Origin of the sequence: Streptomyces sp. NPDC057486 (assembly GCF_042802415.1) — a bacterium.
GTDB lineage: Bacteria > Actinomycetota > Actinomycetes > Streptomycetales > Streptomycetaceae > Streptomyces > Streptomyces yanii.
Window position 1 is genome coordinate 14,839 of record NZ_JBHVEE010000118.1, and the last position, 15,663, is coordinate 30,501.

Consider the following 15,663-nt stretch of genomic DNA (forward strand, 5'->3'; position numbering starts at 1 on the left):
GCAGCAGACCCGTACGAGCAGTCCGGGCGACACGCCGATGGTCACGTGGTGAGCGGGACATCTCACGATGTGATATCGACGGGTCGATTCCGGACTGCTCGTTAAACTGAGCCGACCGCAGTAATGGATTGAGCGAGGAGCGCACGTGGGCCTTGTCGTGCAGAAGTACGGAGGCTCCTCCGTAGCCGATGCCGAAGGCATCAAGCGTGTCGCCAAGCGAGTCGTCGATGCCAAGAGGAACGGCAACCAGGTGGTTGTCGTGGTGTCGGCGATGGGCGACACGACGGACGAGTTGATCGATCTCGCCGAGCAGGTATCACCGATGCCTGCCGGGCGGGAGTTCGACATGCTGCTGACCGCCGGAGAGCGGATCTCCATGGCCCTGCTGGCGATGGCGATCAAAAACCTGGGCCACGAGGCCCAGTCGTTCACGGGCAGCCAGGCCGGCGTCATCACCGACTCGGTCCACAACAAAGCGCGCATCATCGATGTCACGCCGGGCCGTATCCGGACCTCGATCGACGAGGGCAACATTGCCATCGTCGCCGGGTTCCAGGGGGTGAGCCAGGAGGGCAAGAACATCACCACCCTCGGCCGCGGCGGGTCCGACACCACCGCGGTCGCACTCGCGGCCGCGCTGGACGCCGAGGTCTGCGAGATCTACACCGATGTGGACGGTGTCTTCACCGCCGACCCGCGGGTCGTGAAGAAGGCCCGGAAGATCGACTGGATCTCCTTCGAGGACATGCTGGAGCTGGCCGCGTCCGGCTCCAAGGTGCTGCTGCACCGGTGCGTGGAGTACGCACGCCGCTACAACATCCCGATCCACGTCCGCTCGTCCTTCTCCGGACTGCGCGGCACCTGGGTCAGCAACGAGCCGCAAGGGGACCAGAAGGTGGAGCACGCGATCATCTCCGGAGTCGCCCATGACGTCTCCGAAGCCAAGATCACGGTCGTCGGCGTGCCCGACAAGCCGGGCGAGGCCGCCGCGATCTTCCGCACCATCGCGAACGCCGAAATCAACATCGACATGGTGGTGCAGAACGTCTCCGCCGCGTCGACCGGTCTGACCGACATCTCGTTCACGCTGCCGAAGGCCGAGGGTCGCAAGGCCATCGACGCCCTGGAGCGCAACCGTGGCACGATCGGCTTCGAGTCGCTGCGCTACGACGACCAGATCGCGAAGATCTCCCTGGTCGGCGCGGGTATGAAGACGAACCCCGGGGTCACCGCCGCCTTCTTCGAGGCGCTGTCCGACGCCGGTGTGAACATCGAGCTGATCTCGACGTCCGAGATCCGCATCTCGGTGGTCACCCGCGCCGACGACGTCATCGAGGCGGTGCGCGCCGTGCACACCGCTTTCGGCCTCGACAGCGACTCCGACGAGGCCGTCGTCTACGGGGGCACCGGCCGATGACACCTCGCCGCCCTTCGCTCGCGGTCGTCGGAGCGACCGGGGCGATCGGCGGTGTCATGCTCCAGATCCTTTCGCAGCACGCGGACGTCTGGGGCGATGTGACGCTGATCGCCTCGCCGCGCTCGGCCGGCCGCAAGCTGGTCGTGCGCGGCGAGGAGACCGAAGTCCTCGAACTCACCGAGGACGTGTTCGACGGCGTGGACGTGGCCCTCTTCCTGGTGCCGGACGACGTGTCCGCACGGTGGGCACCGATCGCCGCCTCCAAGGGCGCCGTCGTCATCGACGACTCGGCGGCGTACCGGCTGGACACGGACGTGCCGCTGGTCGTGCCCGAGATCAACCCCCATGCCGTACGGATCAGGTCGCGCGGCATCGTCGCGAGCCCCAACTGCACCACGCTGTCGCTGATCGTCGCCGTCGGCGCCCTGCACGCCGAGTTCGGGCTGCGGGAGCTCGTCGTCTCCTCGTACCAGGCAGTGAGCGGCGCGGGCCGCGACGGCGTCGCGGCGCTGCGTGAGCAGCTGTCGACGGTCGCCGGCACGGAACTGGGCACCAGGCCCGGGGACGTACGCCGCGCTCTCGGGGACGTCGAGGACTCGCCGTTCGCCGCGCCGGTGGCGCTCAACGTCGTGCCGTGGGCCGGGGTCGACGCCGGGGACGGCTGGTCGTCCGAGGAACTGGCGATCCGCGACGAGTGCCGCAAGATCCTGGACCTCCCGAGCCTGCGGGTCTCGGCAACCTGTGTGTACGTACCCGTGATCGCGACACACTCCATGTCCGTGCACGCCCGCTTCGAGAACGAGGTCGCGGTCGACCGGGCGCACGAGATCCTGGCGACCGCGCCGGGCGTCGTCCTCTTCGACAGCCCGGGATCCGGCGACTTCCCGACGCCGTCCGACGTCGTGGGCACCGACCCGACCTGGGTGGGGCGGGTGCGGCGGTCGCTGGACGATCCGCGTGCCCTGGAGCTGTTCGTCTGCGGCGACAACCTCCGCAAGGGAGCTGCGCTGAACGTGGCGCAGATCGCCGAAGCGGTGGCCGCAGAATTTCCCCGGACCTGATCCGATCGTTTCTGTACGCTCTGTGGACCACCTGTGAGCAAGTCGCTGGTCTGAACCTCTTGAGCGGGGACGTCGGGGTGTCCGACGATGATCTTCGGCCTGCTGGAACCGGTGGCCGGGCAGCGTGCGTCTATGCGGTCACTTCTTGCGCGGCGGGGCGCAAAGCGTGGCATTCGGGGAAGAGCAGGTACGTATGAGGGCATGTCGCACAGCGCCAAACGCGGTGCCGTACGCGTACAACCCTGACGGGGGGAAACGTGTCCAACTGGCGTGGCAGAGGTTCTCGATATCACAGTGGTGGGCCCGTTGCGGGGCGCTTCAGTGCGTCCGCTCCGGAGGCCCCGCGCACCCGGCGGTATGCCGGTGATTGCGCCCATGCCCGCTGCGCGCCCCGCTCAGCTCCCGTCGCAGCGCGAGGGCGCTGAGCACAGCGTGGCCGCAGGAACCACCGTTGACCACCTCACCGAGACCTACCGCGCCCACTACCGTTCGCTGCTCGGCCTCGCGGCCCTGCTGCTGGACGACACCGCGTCATGTGAGGACGTGGTGCAGGAGGCGTTCATCCGCGTGCACTCGGCGCGCAACCGGGTACGCGAGCCGGAGAAGACACTCGCGTACCTGCGCCAGACGGTCGTCAACCTATCGCGCTCCGCACTGCGCCGCCGCATCCTCGGGCTGAAGCTGCTCTCCAAGCCGATGCCCGACATGGCGAGCGCCGAGGAGGGCGCCTACGACCAGCTGGAGCGGGACGCGCTGATCAAAGCGATGCGGGGGCTGCAACGGCGCCAGCGAGAGGTACTGGTGCTGCGCTACTTCGCGGACATGACCGAGGCCCAGGTGGCCGAGACGCTGGGCATCTCCCTGGGTTCGGTCAAGGCGTACGGCTCGCGCGGTATCGCGGCGCTTCGCGTCGTGATGGAGGCCCAGGCATGAACTGGCGCAAGCGCAGGCAGGGACGCACGCATGAGCGTGGGATTGACCGGACTGGAAACGGAATTGTGAACCACGGGCCGGAGAACACCTCGAATGCGCAGCCGGACGGGCCGCGGAACCCGCGGTCGGATGCGGACGCCGCCACGGAGGCTGCCGCATCCATGACGGGCGCGGCAGGCGCTCAGGAGGCGCAGGGCGGGGGCGACGACCCCGCCGAAACGACCCGGCTCGGAGGTCTGCCGGAGCTCTCCGGCGCGGACTCCGACGACGGTTCCGGCGCAGCCGGCGGCTCCGGCCCCGAACTGGACGAGCTCGCACTGCGCCGTATGTTCCACGGCGCCGTCGAGAACCTCACACCCACCGACGGCGCTCTCGACCACCTGCGGCGTGCCGTTCCCGCCCGGCGCGCCCGGCGGCGGCAGGGCATCGTCGGCATGGCGGCCGCGGCGCTGCTCATCGGCACCGCGGTCCCCGCGTTCGTCCATGTCGCTGGCTCCACCAGCTCGGACACCGCCAACCCGGCCATCGCCGGACACGGCGAGCAGGCCCAGGGAGGCAACGGCGCCGTTTCCGGTCCGGAGGCCGACGAGAAGAGCCACGGCGGCAGCACCGACGGACGCAACAGCGGATCCAACGGCCACCCCGACAGCACCAGCAGCCCCTCGGGCAGCGGCGGCACGGGCACTGACGGCAGTGCGACGGGCGGAGGTGCCGACCCTGCCGACACCGCGGCGGCCTCGACGCCGGTCTGCGACCCGGGGCAGCTCGGCGTCGCCTCCGCCCAGGCGGGCGCGGCCGGTGCCGACGGCACGGTGTACGGCACGTTCCGTATCTCCAACACCTCCGGCACGGACTGCTCCGTGACCAGCAGCGGCACCGTGGGCTTCGAGACGGCGGGTGCGGCCGACCCGGCCAGGATCGTTGTCGTCCAGCACACCGCGGGCGACCCGGCGGCCGGACTGCCCGACCCGTCGCAGGAGGCGGGCGCGGTGCTGCTGAAGCCGTCCATGACGTACGAGGTCCAGTTCGCCTGGGTACCGAAGGACACCTGCCCGACCGCCGGCAGCTCGCCGACCCCGACGCCGACCGACGGCGCCGCGGGTGCCGGCGGCGGCACCAGCGACGGGACGTCGCAGACGGAGCCGCAGTTCGGTGGCCAGGACGGCGGCGGAACGCTGGAGGGCAGCGTCGCCGTGACGCACACCCCGGAGCCCGGGGCGCCGGTCGCGGCGGCGAGGATTCCCAACGCCTGCGCGGGCACGATCTACCGGACGGGCGTAATCGCCCCGTCGGCGTAGCGACGACCGCACGTACGTGAAGGGGCCCGCTGGTTTCCACCGGCGGGCCCCTTCACGTACGTGCCGTCACGTCAGCACGCCTCAGGCGTTGTCCGCGTCCGCATCGGCCGCGAGGCCGAGACGCACGTCCCGTGCGGCCTCCACCTCGCGTCGGACCAGCCGGAACCACATGAAGAGCACGAAGGCGGCGAAGACGAACCACTCGCCGGTGTAGCCGAGGTTCTGGAACGCCTTCAGGTCGAGTCCACTGCCCTGCGGCGCGACGGCGGGTACGGGGCGCAGGGCAGTGGCCCCGCTGTCCTTGGCGTCGGTGCTCTTGCTGTCGGTGTCCTGGAGCGTCACCCATGCGTCGTACACGTCGTACGGGACGAGGTTGACCAGCGATGCGGCGCTGATCATGCCGAGCTGGCCGTCCGGGAGCCCGCCCGCCGGGTCGACGCCCGCAGTCCCCGCGTTCTCGGACGCCTGGAGGTCGCCGGTCACGGTGACTTCACCGGTCGGAGCGGCGGGGACCGCGGTCTGCCCGGCCTTGCCGGGCAGCCAGCCGCGTACCACCGGAAGGGCCTTGCCGCCGTCGGTGCGCAGCAGGTTCAGGACGTAGAAGCCGCTCTTGTCGTCCAGTTTCCGGCCGGGCACCAGGAACTGGTCCGCGTACCGGCCGGTCGCGGTGGCGGGGCGCCCGGACGTCACCTTGTCGACCGGCAGGAGATCGTCGAGCGGTTCGGCGGCCCTGCTGCCCGGGGCGGGCTGCTCCTGGGCCTGTTCGTGTGTCTGCACGCGGTCCTCGAAGCGCCCCAGCTGCCAGGTGCCCATGAAGACGCAGAACGGGATGGCCAGAACGGCGAAGAGGTTGATCCCCCACCATCGCGGGGTCAGCAGGAACCGATACACCCCTCCACGGTACGGTCCCCGATCCGGCATCCCGGACCGGGGTGCCGCAAGCACCCCCGTCCGCCCGGGCCAGGACGCCGGTCACCCGGGATGCCGCCGGGCGGGGCGGAGGCCGGCGCGGGACGCGGCGCCGGACCGTGGCATGGGCCCCGCCCGGCCCGGGCGCCACCAGGGACTGACGCGGGCCCACGCCGTCGCCGGCCACGGCGCGGGCCGCCGACTACCCGAGGTGCCGTCGGGCGAAGTCGAGTTCCAGCCGCACCTGCTTGATCCGCTCCTCGACGACGAGCGAGCCGTGCCCCGCGTCGTACCGGTACACCTCGTGCAGGGCGCCCCGGTCCTTCAGACGGTCCACATAGTTCTCGACCTGGCGGATCGGGCAGCGCGGGTCGTTGACTCCCGCCGAGATGTAGACCGGTGCCTTCACGGCGTCGACGTACGTCAGCGGGGACGAGGCCTCGAACCGCTCGGGCACCTCCTCCGGCGTGCCGCCCAACAGCGTGCGGTCCATCGCCTTCAGGGCCTCCATCTCGTCGTGGTACGCGGTGACGTAGTCGCCGACCGGGACCGCCGCCAGGCCCAGCGCCCAGTCGTCCGGCTGCGTACCCAGGCCGAGCAGGGTCAGATAGCCGCCCCACGAGCCCCCGGCCAGCACCAGCTTGTCCGCGTCCGCGAGCCCGGATTCCACCGCCCACTGCCGTACCGCCGCGATGTCCTCCAGCTCGATCAGGCCGACCCGGTGCTTGAGCGCGTCCGTCCACGCCCGCCCGTAGCCCGTGGAGCCGCGGTAGTTGACCCGGACCACTGCGTAGCCGTGGTCCACCCAGGCGGCGGGCCCGGACGCGAACTCGTCGCTGTCGTGCCAGGTGGGGCCGCCGTGGATCTCGAAGACGGTCGGGAACGGTCCCTGCGCCGGACCGGCGGGCCGCTGCACGAGTGCGTGGATCCGGCCGCCCGGACCGTCCACCCACACGTCCTCCACCGGAACGGACTCCGGAGCCTTCGCACCCGGCGGATCGAGCACCACCGCGCCGGTCGTGGACCGCACGACCGGCGGCTGCGCGGCCGACGACCACAGATACTCCACCGTGCCGTCCGGCCGGGCCGTGGCACCCGACACCGATCCGGCCGGCGTCTCCACCCGGACCGGAGCGGCATCTGTGCCCGGCTCGAACCGCCACAGGTCGCTGCGGGCCTCGAATCCGTGCGCGATCAGCAGCGCGGAGCCGTCCGGATACCACTCGGCGCCCACGTCGCCGGGCAGATCGATCGCGAGGTCCGTCTCCGTCCCTGCCACCGGGTCCCAGATCATCGGCTCCCAGCGTCCTCGCCGCTGATGCCCGATCAGCAGCCGGGTGTCTCCGGCGACCGGCGCGAAGCCCAGCACCGTCAGTCCCAGCTCCTCCGTACCACCCTTGGTGTCGTCGAGCTCGGCGACCGTCGTCCCGTCCGGCCGCACCACGCGGAGCGCCGAGTGCATCGCGTCGCCGTGCTCGGTGTGCTCCAGGGCGATCAACGTCCCGTCGTGCGACAGGTCCCCGACGCCCGCCGACTCGCGGTGCCGGTAGATCTCGACGGGCGCGGACCCCGGCCGTACGACATGGATCGTCGTCCCTTCCTCGTCGGTGGAGCGGCCGATCACCGCCGTCCCGTCCCGTCCGATCGCGAGCCCCGCCGGGTAGGAGGGGGCGAGACCGGGAGCCGCCGGCACGTCCGCCGTCCCCTCACCACCACCGCCGTGGAACGGCTGGCGCATCCACACCCCGAACTCGTCCCCGTCGGTGTCGTCGAACCACCAGATCGCCTCGCCGTCCGGGGTCAGCACCCCGTCCGTCGTCCCGTTGGGCCGGTCGGTGACCTGTCGCTGATCCCCGCTCGCCCGGTCCCATGCGTACAGCTCGTACGTCCCCGTCGCGTTGGAGACGAACAGCGCACGGTCCGGCGCGTCCTCCGCCCAGTCGGGCAGCGACACCCGGGGCGCCCGGAAGCGCTGCTCCCACACCGGAACGGAATCGGTCGTCTGTGCCGGAACGGAGCCGTCCGCCCGCGTCGGGGCGGAGTCGGTCGTCGAGCCAGTGATCTCAGTCATGCCCCCCATTCTGCGTCGGGCCCGGAAAATCCGTTCACATCGTCCTCAGCCTGTGGATAACCTCCCCGACATGTACTCCCCGACTCCGGACGACTGGCGCGAGGCCAACCGCGCGCGCTGGGACGAGCGCGTGGCGATCCATACGGCGAGCGACTTCTACGACCTCGACGCCTTCCGGGCGGGCAAGGACGCGCTGCGTGCGTTCGAGCTCGCGGAGGTCGGGGACGTCACGGGAAAGTCGCTGCTGCACCTGCAGTGCCACATCGGGCTCGACACTCTTTCCTGGGCCCGGCACGGCGCCGCGCACGTCGTCGGGCTCGACTTCTCCGAGCCGGCCGTCGAGGCCGCCCGTGGTCTGGCCCGCGAGCTCGGGTTCACCCCGGACCGGGCGGCGTTCGTCGCCGCCGATGTGCATGACGCGGCGGAGGCCGTCCCCGATTCCTCGTACGACATCGTCTACACCGGCATCGGTGCGCTGAACTGGCTGCCGGACACACGCCGCTGGGCCGAGATCGCCGCCGCGCTCGTCGCGCCCGGCGGATTCCTCTATCTCGCGGAGTTCCATCCGCTGACCGACTGCCTCGACGACGCGACCGGCTCGACGATCACGTACGACTACTTCAGCCGCGACGCATGGGTCGACGAGACACCGGGCACGTACGCGGACCTCGACGCACCGACCGTCCACAACCGGAGCGTCGAGTGGCAGCACCCCGTCGGTGAGGTGGTGTCGGCGCTGGCCGCCGCCGGACTGCGGATCGAGTTCCTGCACGAGCACGACGCCTCGCTCTTCCAGCGGTTCGCGGCACTGCAGCGGCACGCCGACGGGTTCCATCGCTTCCCGTCCGACCGGCCCCGCATTCCACTCATGTACTCGATCAAGGCGTCGAAGCCGGCCGCGGGTTGAGCGAAGGCCGGTTGTCAGTGGTGGGGTTCAGACTCGGACCATGACTGCCGATCTGCGCGCCACGGTGGAGACGTACTGGACCGCGGCCGAGACACGTGACTGGGACACCTTCGCGACGACGCTCGCCGAGGAGGTGCTCTACGACCTGCCGCAGACCCGCGAGCGCATCCGCGGCAAGGAGCGGTATCTCCGATTCAACCGGGAGTACCCGGGGGACTGGCATGTCCGTGTTGAACGGATCGTGGCCGACCGGACAGGTGAACAGGTGGCCGTACGGACGCTGTTCACCGCAGGCCTGGAAGAGATGCACGCCATCCACTTCTTCACGGGGGACGACCAGGGCCGGATCGTGGAGATCACGGACTTCTGGCCGGAGCCGTACGAGCCTCCGGCAGGGCGGGAGCACCTCGCCGAGCGTTACTGAGGCGCGGCTTCAGGGGCGGCCTCCACGGGGGTGGGGCCGGCCCGGTCCCAGCCGGGGGCTCGTACGTCCACGGTGAGGGTGTTCATGACGACCTCCTCGCCGCAGGTGCGGCAGACCCACGCGGCGTCGAGGTCGTGCCCGTGCCCGCCCTCGGCACGGGTATCCGTACCGCCCGGCCGGGGGACGCTGCCCGGCTCATGGACCATGACGACGGGCGGCTCGTCGAGCACCCAGCGGTCGCCCCAGTCCAGCAGGGCCCGGATCACCGGAGCGAGGTCCCGGCCCGCCTCGGTCAGGTGGTACTCGTAACGCGGCGGCCGTTCGTTGTACGGGCGTCGCTCGACCACCCCGGCCTGCTCCAGCGAGCGCAGCCGGGCCGCGAGGCGGTCCCGCGGCGCCCCGGTGTTACGGGCGATCGCCTCGAACCGATGGTTGCCGAAGAAGATCTCGCGCACCGCGAGCAGGGCCCACTTCTCGCCCACCACGTGCAGCGTGGCGGCGGCGGAACAGGGCCGCCCGGGCAGGGCGCCTGCGTCGATCCGGCTCACGGAACCGTTCATTGCACTCACCCCTACAAGGTTGCCATCTCAAACTCACTGGCGCTACCTTGCGGCCATGACAGTTGGAGAATCAAACTCACTAACGGATGCGGCTGACCCCGCGCCGCCCGCGGCGAAGGGCTCGGCCGCGCGCTCCCGCGCCACCGCCTGGATCATTTCGGCCGGTGTCTTCGTCGTGAACCTCGACCTGTTCATCGTCAACGTCGCCGTCCCCGCCCTCGGCGACTCCTTCCACGGCAGCTCCCTCGCCTCGCTGTCCTGGGTGCTCAACGCGTACGCGATCGTCTTCGCCGCCCTGCTCGTCGTCGCCGGCCGGCTGGCCGACCGGTACGGGCACCGGCGCGGTTTCCTCCTCGGGCTGGCGGTCTTCACCGTCGCCTCCGCGCTCTGTGCCGTCGCCCCGGGCGTCGGCTGGCTGGTCGCCGCCCGCGCCCTGCAGGCCGCCGGAGCCGCCGCGCTGATGCCGACCTCGCTGGCGCTCCTGCTCGTCAGCACCCCGCCGGAGCGCCGACCGCAGGCCATCCGCGGCTGGGCGGCGATCGGGGGGATCGCCGCCGGTCTCGGTCCCGTCATCGGTGGGCTGCTGGTGGAGGCCGACTGGCGCTGGGTGTTCCTCGTCAACGTGCCGGTCGGTGCGGTCGGACTGGTGGCCGGGGCCCGGCTGCTGCCCGACGCCCGCCCGGACCGCGACGGCCGCTTCCCTGACCTGGTCGGCGCCGCCGTGCTCACGCTCGCCATCGGTGCGCTCGCGCTCGGACTGGTCAAGGCCGATGCATGGGGCTGGGGTTCGCCGGAGGTGATCGGCTCGCTCGTCGCCGCGGTCGCGCTCGGTGGGGCGTTCTGGCTGCGCTCCGCCCGGCACAGCGCCCCGATCGTCGAGCTGCCGATGCTGCGTACCCCGGCCTTCGCGGCCGCCACCCTTGCCGCGCTTCTCTTCACCGTCGCGTTCGCGGCGATGCTGCTGACCTCGGTGCTCTGGTGCCAGCAGGTGTGGGGGTACTCGGCGATCCGTACCGGACTGGCCATCGCGCCCGGCCCGTTGGTCGTTCCGGCGCTCGCCGTCACCTCCGGCCCGGTGGTCCGCCGCCTCGGCGCGGGCCGCACGGCGGCGCTCGGCTGTCTGCTGTTCGCCGTCGGTCTCGGCTGGTGGGCGGTCGCGCTCGACACGGTCCCGCACTACGCGACGGGGTTCGTGCCCGGCATGCTGATCACTGGCGTCGGCGTCGGTCTCGCCCTGCCCACTCTGGTCGGTGCGGCTGCGGCGGCCCTGCCGCCGACCCGGTTCGCGACCGGTTCGGCTGTCACCACGATGGCGCGCCAGACCGGTTCGGTCCTCGGTGTCGCCCTGATGGTCACTCTGCTCGCCACCCCGGAGACCCCGGTCGCGGCACTCGACGCGTTCCGGCACGGCTGGTGGGCAGCGGCCGCCACCGCCGTACTCGCCGCAGTGACGGCCCTCGCCCTGCCCCGGCCGGGCACTGCGAGCCGCGGCTGAGGGGGGCGGCAGACGTGTGGCGGCCCACCGGAGACCTCCCGGCGGACCGCCACCTTTCCGTACCGTGCGAACGCGTTACCCGTTGCGAATTACGCGACCGAGCGGAAGGCGGGCAGATATCCGCCCGACTGCCCCGCGGCCTTGGGGTGGTACGAGTTGTAGACCGGCAGCGTCACGCTGTTGAGCCAGGCGTCGCCGGAGCACAGCTCATGCCCGGTGAACTCGTCGGCCACGCCGGAGAACGTGAATCCGGCATTGGCCGCCTGCTTGGCGATGACACCGTTCAGCACGTCGGACGCATTGTTGATCGCCGAGCGCTCGGTCTCGGTGAGCCCGGCGATGCAGGTCCCGTTCAGCCGGTAGAACCGCGGATATCCCAGCACCACCACATGGGCCTGCGGGGCGCGGGAACGGATGGCGCTGTACAGCGAACCAAGGCCGGACGGGAGCGAGTTCTGCATCTGCGACACAGCCGCGTTCACGCTGCTCACACAGGTGGACTCGCTGTACAGGACGCAGTCCTGCATGACGTCGGCGAAACCGACGTCGTTTCCGCCCGCGGTGACGCTCACCAGGGTCGTCGACGAACTCAGTACACCCAGCTGGCTGCCGACGACGGAGCCGGTCGTGGCACCCGAGCATGCGACGAAGGCGAACGAGGCCGGCGAATTCGCCGCCGCCCAGAGGTAGGGGTAGGCCTTGGTGCTCCGGCGGCAGTCGCCGGAGTCGGAGAGATAGCTTCCCGAACCGACGCCGGCCGAGTAGGAGTCGCCGAGGGCGACGTACCCGCCGGCGGCGGCCGAGGAGGTTGCCGAGGCTGGCTGGGCCATGCCCAGCGCGGCCGCGGCGGCGAGGACCAGAGTGGACGCGGACGCCCAGAATCTCCGTACTGACATACCTGTCAGCCCTCCGAAGTGTGGGGGGTGGGTGGGGGGTTGAGTGAGCGAGGACGTTTCTAGCAGCTGTTGATACCCGCCGGTAATGGCTGCGTCAGAACTCGTCTGAAATGCCCGAATGATCGTTCGTCCGGGCATGCTGAACCGCCCGTCCACCTTGGGGCGCCGGGAGAAGGAATGGGTTGACCGGGAGGGCCACGTCGCGCATGCGGCGAGAGGGGGAACGAAGTTTCCGCGCAGTCGACGCGTCTCGCTCAAGGCGGGGTCGCGACATCAAGGTGCCCCCGAGGCCCCGGCAGACGTTGTCCGGACTCTGCGCCTCGACACACGGGAACGTGCCCGGCCCGTTCGCCCGGCAGGGTCCAACTCGCCGTCCTCGTACGGCGCGACCAGGAGTCCGGTCTGCCCAGGGCCACGACACGGCATCGGCCGGAGAGCACCGCTCCCGGTCAAGTCGCCCAACGGTACGGGGACATGCCCAGGCCGACTCCGAGGGCGCCGAAGTGATCGATGCGGAGGGGCCGTTCGCCCTGGCCTGGCGGGCCGGAGCACGCGGCGCGCCAGGCCGGCGGCATTCGGTCAGCCCCACTCCGAGCTGTCGCGCGGCGGGCATCCCCAAAGTGCCCGCGGAGGGTCGGCGGCGGGGTGCGCCTGCAGGGCGTCCGTGCCGCGACGCCGCTGAGCGCCGTGTCGGCGCAGGGCGCGGACATCATCACACCCGCTCGACGCGGACACGCGTCATGGACACGCCCGGCCGCGCCCGACCGTGCCGACGTCGGCTCGTCGGGCGCTCACCGGCGCCGAACCGCGAGCGGCGTCCGGACGCGGCCGGTCGACCGGCGGCAGGCTGGACCTCGGCGCCCCGCCTGACGGAGCCGCGCCGCGTGCGCAGAAAACTGCTGGGTTCGGACGACGGACCGGTCGCTCCGACCATGGCCACGACGGGCCCCGGCGTCTGCGGTATCGACAAGGCGCACAGTTGCGGGCTGCCCGGAGACCGGGATGACGATGCCGGCGCTCGGGGCGCAGGCGGCGGTACGACGGATCCTGGCGGCCGGATCACCACCGGCCTCGGACCGTCTGTTCACCGCGATGTGCTTCGCGGTCGCAACCGGCCGGGCGAACGCGCCGGACGGGGAGTCCGCACTCGGCGCGCGGGAGGTGCTGCGAAATCACCGAAGGGGCGCGCGGCATCGGGCCCGGTGGCCGGGCGGAGCGGCGGGTCCGGTCCCGCTCGCGCCCGGCGCCCTGAACCCGGCGACCGATGCCGACGGCTGCGGAGCGTTCGCGCCAACCGTGCACCCAGGCACAGGGGACACGGTCCTCGTCGGTGGGTGGCCCATGGCACGGGGCAGGTGATTGCTCGCACGACACCGCGCGACTCCGTGATCCGGCCGCGGCACGCCTGCGGCGCGCCGCCGCGGAGGGCGCCTGGGGCCGCGCGGATGCAGGCCGACGCGCAGACGCACTCTGTGGTGGCCCCCCGCGTGGGGTGCCACCACAGCGCTTTGGTCACGGTCGGCGGTCGAAGATCAGTTGTGCCCGAACCTACGCTGCTTCCGGTGGGAAACCTGTTCCGATATCGCGCGCACCGGCCCAGGCGCATCCGGAATATGCGTCCGCGGCTGTTCCTTGGTCTCCGCGGGCGCGCTGCGTTCGTGGCCACCTGTGCGGGCACCGCGATTCTGTCGGCTCTGCTTCTTGCTCACGATGACGCCTCCTGTAGCCGATCTCGGACGTGGGGCCACTTTCAGATTCGCATGTGAGTACGAAGCGCGCATTCCGGGCGTCCGGGACTGGGGGAGTGCGGCGCGTCGCGAGGGGCCGGGTTGCCGCTTGTCCGGTCGGTCCGACCGTGCGAGTCCGGCCACCGCGGTGCGTCGCTGCTCAGGGGAGGCCGGGAGAAGCCGGCCAAGGTCTCCTCCCGGACGGGATCCCAAGGAACCCCGGAAACCACTCAGGGGCCTGATCCACTAAGTGGATCAGGCCCCTGACCTGGTATTTCAGCTGTCGGGGTGGCGGGATTTGAACCCACGACCTCTTCGTCCCGAACGAAGCGCGCTGCCAAGCTGCGCTACACCCCGATCGCCGCCGGTCTCCCGGCGACATCGATTACTTTAGCCCACCGGCGGCCGGAGACGAAATCCGGTTTCTGCCCCGGTGGGCGAGGCACCCTCGGGTTTCAGTCGCGGGGCGTCAGCGTCAGCAGGGTCGCCTCGGGCGGGCAGGCGAAGCGGACCGGGGTGTAGCGGTTGGTACCGCAGCCCGCGGAGACGTGGAGGTAGGCGCGCCGGTCGCCGACCGTGTGGCTGGAGAGCCCCTTGACCCGGTCCGTGTCCAGGTCGCAGTTGGTGACCAGGGCCCCGTAGAAGGGGATGCACAGCTGGCCGCCATGGGTGTGCCCCGCCAGTATCAGCGGGTAACCGTCCGCAGTGAAGGCGTCGAGGGTGCGCAGGTAGGGGGCGTGGACCACGCCGATGGACAGATCGGCGCCCGTCTCGGGGCCGCCCGAGACCTCCGCGTACCTGTCGCGCTTGATGTGCGGGTCGTCGAGGCCGGTGAAGGCGAGCTCCAGGCCGTCGAGCTTGAGGCGGCCCCGGGTGTTGCTCAGGTCCAGCCAGCCCGCCTCGTCGAACGCATCGCGCATCGGCTCCCACGGGTTGTGGACGACGCCGACCGCGGGGGCGTTGCCGTTGAGGCCGTGCTTGCCCTGGGCCTTCTCGAGGAGGTAGCGGGCCGGGTTACGGAGCTTGGGGCCGTAGTAGTCGTTGGAACCGAAGACGTACACACCCGGGAACTCCATCAGCGGACCGAGCGCGTCCAGCAGCTCCGGTACGGCCTCCGGGTCGGAGAGGTTGTCGCCGGTGTTGACGACGAAGTCCGGGCGCAGGCCGGCCAGCGACTGCAGCCAGCCGCGCTTCTTGCGCTGGCCGGTCACCATGTGGATGTCGGAGACCTGCAGCACGCGCAACGGGCGTGCTCCGTGCGGGAGTACGGGGACGGCGACCCGTCGGAGCCGGAACGAGCGGGCTTCGAAACCTGCCGCGTAAGCGAGCCCGGCGGCGCCGACCGCTGCGCCGACTGCCGTGACTTTCAGGGGTACTCCGTAGCGTGCGCGCATGTGCCCATCGTCGCAGACACGATGTGGTGACAGGGAAACCGGCAGGCGCCGGCCACCGGGCACCTGCCACAATCAGTACATGACCACGCTCAAGTCCAAGCTCAAGGAAGACCTCACCACGGCCATGAAGGCGCGCGACGAGCTGACCTCGTCGACGCTCCGGCTGACCCTCACCGCGATCACCAAGGAGGAGGTCAGCGGCAAGACGTCGCGTGAGCTCTCCGACGACGAGGTGCAGAAGGTCATTGCCAAGGAGGCGAAGAAGCGCCGCGAGGCGGCCGAGGCCTTCGCCCAGGGCGGTCGGACGGAGCAGGCCGAGCGCGAGAAGGCGGAGGGCGAGCTGCTCGACGCGTACCTGCCGAAGCAGCTCAGTGACGACGAGCTGGGTGCGATCGTCGCGTCGGCGGTCGACGAGGCGAAGGCCGCCGGTGCCGAGGGGCCGCGGGCGATGGGCGCCGTCATGAAGATCGTGAACCCGAAGGTCGCGGGGCGCGCGGACGGCGGCCGGGTGGCCGCCGCCGTGAAGAAGCTCCTCGCGGGCTGAGCGGACCGTACATACGAGGAGGTGGGG

13 protein-coding genes and 1 tRNA gene are annotated in these 15,663 nt (G+C 71.0%); 8 read left to right on the forward strand and 6 right to left on the reverse strand.

All coding sequences use genetic code 11. The annotated features are described in order from the left end of the window. The first annotated feature begins 145 nt into the window (after positions 1-145). The 4 genes from ACFU6I_RS36850 to ACFU6I_RS36865 all read left to right on the forward strand — a co-directional run bounded on the left by ACFU6I_RS36850 (position 146) and on the right by ACFU6I_RS36865 (position 4,709). A complete protein-coding gene (locus ACFU6I_RS36850) occupies positions 146-1,417 on the forward strand; it encodes an aspartate kinase (protein WP_345517394.1) in 1,272 nt (423 codons plus the stop codon). Then, positions 1,414-2,478 (forward strand): aspartate-semialdehyde dehydrogenase, encoded by a 1,065-nt coding sequence (locus ACFU6I_RS36855; protein WP_384375172.1) that lies wholly within the window; start codon positions 1,414-1,416, stop codon positions 2,476-2,478. Before ACFU6I_RS36850 ends, ACFU6I_RS36855 begins: the two co-directional genes overlap by 4 nt. 357 nt (positions 2,479-2,835) lie before the next feature. Further along, on the forward strand, positions 2,836-3,411 hold the full coding sequence (locus tag ACFU6I_RS36860; protein WP_266984182.1) for a SigE family RNA polymerase sigma factor: 576 nt from the start codon (positions 2,836-2,838) through the stop codon (positions 3,409-3,411). Further along, positions 3,408-4,709 carry a hypothetical protein gene (locus tag ACFU6I_RS36865; RefSeq protein WP_384375175.1) on the forward strand — a complete coding sequence of 434 codons (1,302 nt, stop codon included), beginning with the start codon at positions 3,408-3,410 and terminating at the stop codon, positions 4,707-4,709. The genes ACFU6I_RS36860 and ACFU6I_RS36865 overlap by 4 nt, the downstream gene beginning before the upstream one ends. An 81-nt stretch (positions 4,710-4,790) precedes the next feature. Here ACFU6I_RS36865 and ACFU6I_RS36870 read toward each other — a convergent pair whose 3' ends face one another. After that, positions 4,791-5,600 carry an SURF1 family protein gene (locus ACFU6I_RS36870; protein ID WP_384375178.1) on the reverse strand — a complete coding sequence of 270 codons (810 nt, stop codon included), beginning with the start codon at positions 5,598-5,600 and terminating at the stop codon, positions 4,791-4,793. A gap of 220 nt (positions 5,601-5,820) precedes the next feature. Further along, entirely contained in the window at positions 5,821-7,689 is a 1,869-nt protein-coding gene (locus ACFU6I_RS36875; protein WP_384375181.1) for a S9 family peptidase, read from the reverse strand. Between the two features lie 70 nt (positions 7,690-7,759). On the opposite strand from ACFU6I_RS36875, the gene ACFU6I_RS36880 reads away from it, so the two are divergent. After that, on the forward strand, positions 7,760-8,596 hold the full coding sequence (locus tag ACFU6I_RS36880) for a class I SAM-dependent methyltransferase (RefSeq protein WP_384375184.1): 837 nt from the start codon (positions 7,760-7,762) through the stop codon (positions 8,594-8,596). A 40-nt stretch (positions 8,597-8,636) separates the two neighbouring features. Then, positions 8,637-9,020 (forward strand): nuclear transport factor 2 family protein, encoded by a 384-nt coding sequence (locus ACFU6I_RS36885; RefSeq protein WP_345517399.1) that lies wholly within the window; start codon positions 8,637-8,639, stop codon positions 9,018-9,020. Here the strand turns inward: ACFU6I_RS36885 and ACFU6I_RS36890 are convergent. Next, positions 9,014-9,580 (reverse strand): winged helix-turn-helix transcriptional regulator, encoded by a 567-nt coding sequence (locus ACFU6I_RS36890; RefSeq protein WP_384375187.1) that lies wholly within the window; start codon positions 9,578-9,580, stop codon positions 9,014-9,016. The two genes, ACFU6I_RS36885 and ACFU6I_RS36890, sit on opposite strands and share 7 nt — an antisense overlap. A gap of 55 nt (positions 9,581-9,635) precedes the next feature. On the opposite strand from ACFU6I_RS36890, the gene ACFU6I_RS36895 reads away from it, so the two are divergent. Beyond that, positions 9,636-11,075, forward strand: a complete 1,440-nt coding sequence (locus ACFU6I_RS36895; RefSeq protein WP_384375190.1) for an MFS transporter — start codon at positions 9,636-9,638, stop codon at positions 11,073-11,075. 89 nt (positions 11,076-11,164) lie between these two features. On the opposite strand, the gene ACFU6I_RS36900 is transcribed toward ACFU6I_RS36895, so the two are convergent. From ACFU6I_RS36900 to ACFU6I_RS36910, 3 genes are all read right to left on the reverse strand, one after another. Beyond that, entirely contained in the window at positions 11,165-11,971 is an 807-nt protein-coding gene (locus ACFU6I_RS36900; protein ID WP_384375192.1) for an SGNH/GDSL hydrolase family protein, read from the reverse strand. Between the two features lie 2,010 nt (positions 11,972-13,981). Continuing rightward, positions 13,982-14,055 (reverse strand) — tRNA-Pro (locus tag ACFU6I_RS36905). 98 nt (positions 14,056-14,153) lie between these two features. Continuing rightward, positions 14,154-15,092, reverse strand: coding sequence for a metallophosphoesterase (locus ACFU6I_RS36910; protein ID WP_384375195.1), 939 nt, complete (start codon positions 15,090-15,092; stop codon positions 14,154-14,156). A gap of 79 nt (positions 15,093-15,171) precedes the next feature. Between ACFU6I_RS36910 and ACFU6I_RS36915 the strand changes: the two genes are divergently transcribed. After that, the gene (locus ACFU6I_RS36915) at positions 15,172-15,636 is read left to right on the forward strand and encodes a GatB/YqeY domain-containing protein (protein WP_266984209.1); all 465 of its coding nucleotides are present in this window, start codon (positions 15,172-15,174) and stop codon (positions 15,634-15,636) included. Positions 15,637-15,663 lie beyond the last annotated feature (27 nt).

Coding starts and splice junctions, on each gene's coding strand:
- ACFU6I_RS36855 (WP_384375172.1), top strand. CDS start 1,414: ATGACACCTCGCCGCCCTTCGCTCGCGGTCGTCGGAGCGACCGGGGCG.
- ACFU6I_RS36860 (WP_266984182.1), top strand. CDS start 2,836: ATGCCGGTGATTGCGCCCATGCCCGCTGCGCGCCCCGCTCAGCTCCCG.
- ACFU6I_RS36865 (WP_384375175.1), top strand. CDS start 3,408: ATGAACTGGCGCAAGCGCAGGCAGGGACGCACGCATGAGCGTGGGATT.
- ACFU6I_RS36875 (WP_384375181.1), bottom strand. CDS start 7,689: ATGACTGAGATCACTGGCTCGACGACCGACTCCGCCCCGACGCGGGCG.
- ACFU6I_RS36880 (WP_384375184.1), top strand. CDS start 7,760: ATGTACTCCCCGACTCCGGACGACTGGCGCGAGGCCAACCGCGCGCGC.
- ACFU6I_RS36885 (WP_345517399.1), top strand. CDS start 8,637: ATGACTGCCGATCTGCGCGCCACGGTGGAGACGTACTGGACCGCGGCC.
- ACFU6I_RS36890 (WP_384375187.1), bottom strand. CDS start 9,580: ATGAACGGTTCCGTGAGCCGGATCGACGCAGGCGCCCTGCCCGGGCGG.
- ACFU6I_RS36895 (WP_384375190.1), top strand. CDS start 9,636: ATGACAGTTGGAGAATCAAACTCACTAACGGATGCGGCTGACCCCGCG.
- ACFU6I_RS36900 (WP_384375192.1), bottom strand. CDS start 11,971: ATGTCAGTACGGAGATTCTGGGCGTCCGCGTCCACTCTGGTCCTCGCC.
- ACFU6I_RS36910 (WP_384375195.1), bottom strand. CDS start 15,092: ATGCGCGCACGCTACGGAGTACCCCTGAAAGTCACGGCAGTCGGCGCA.
- ACFU6I_RS36915 (WP_266984209.1), top strand. CDS start 15,172: ATGACCACGCTCAAGTCCAAGCTCAAGGAAGACCTCACCACGGCCATG.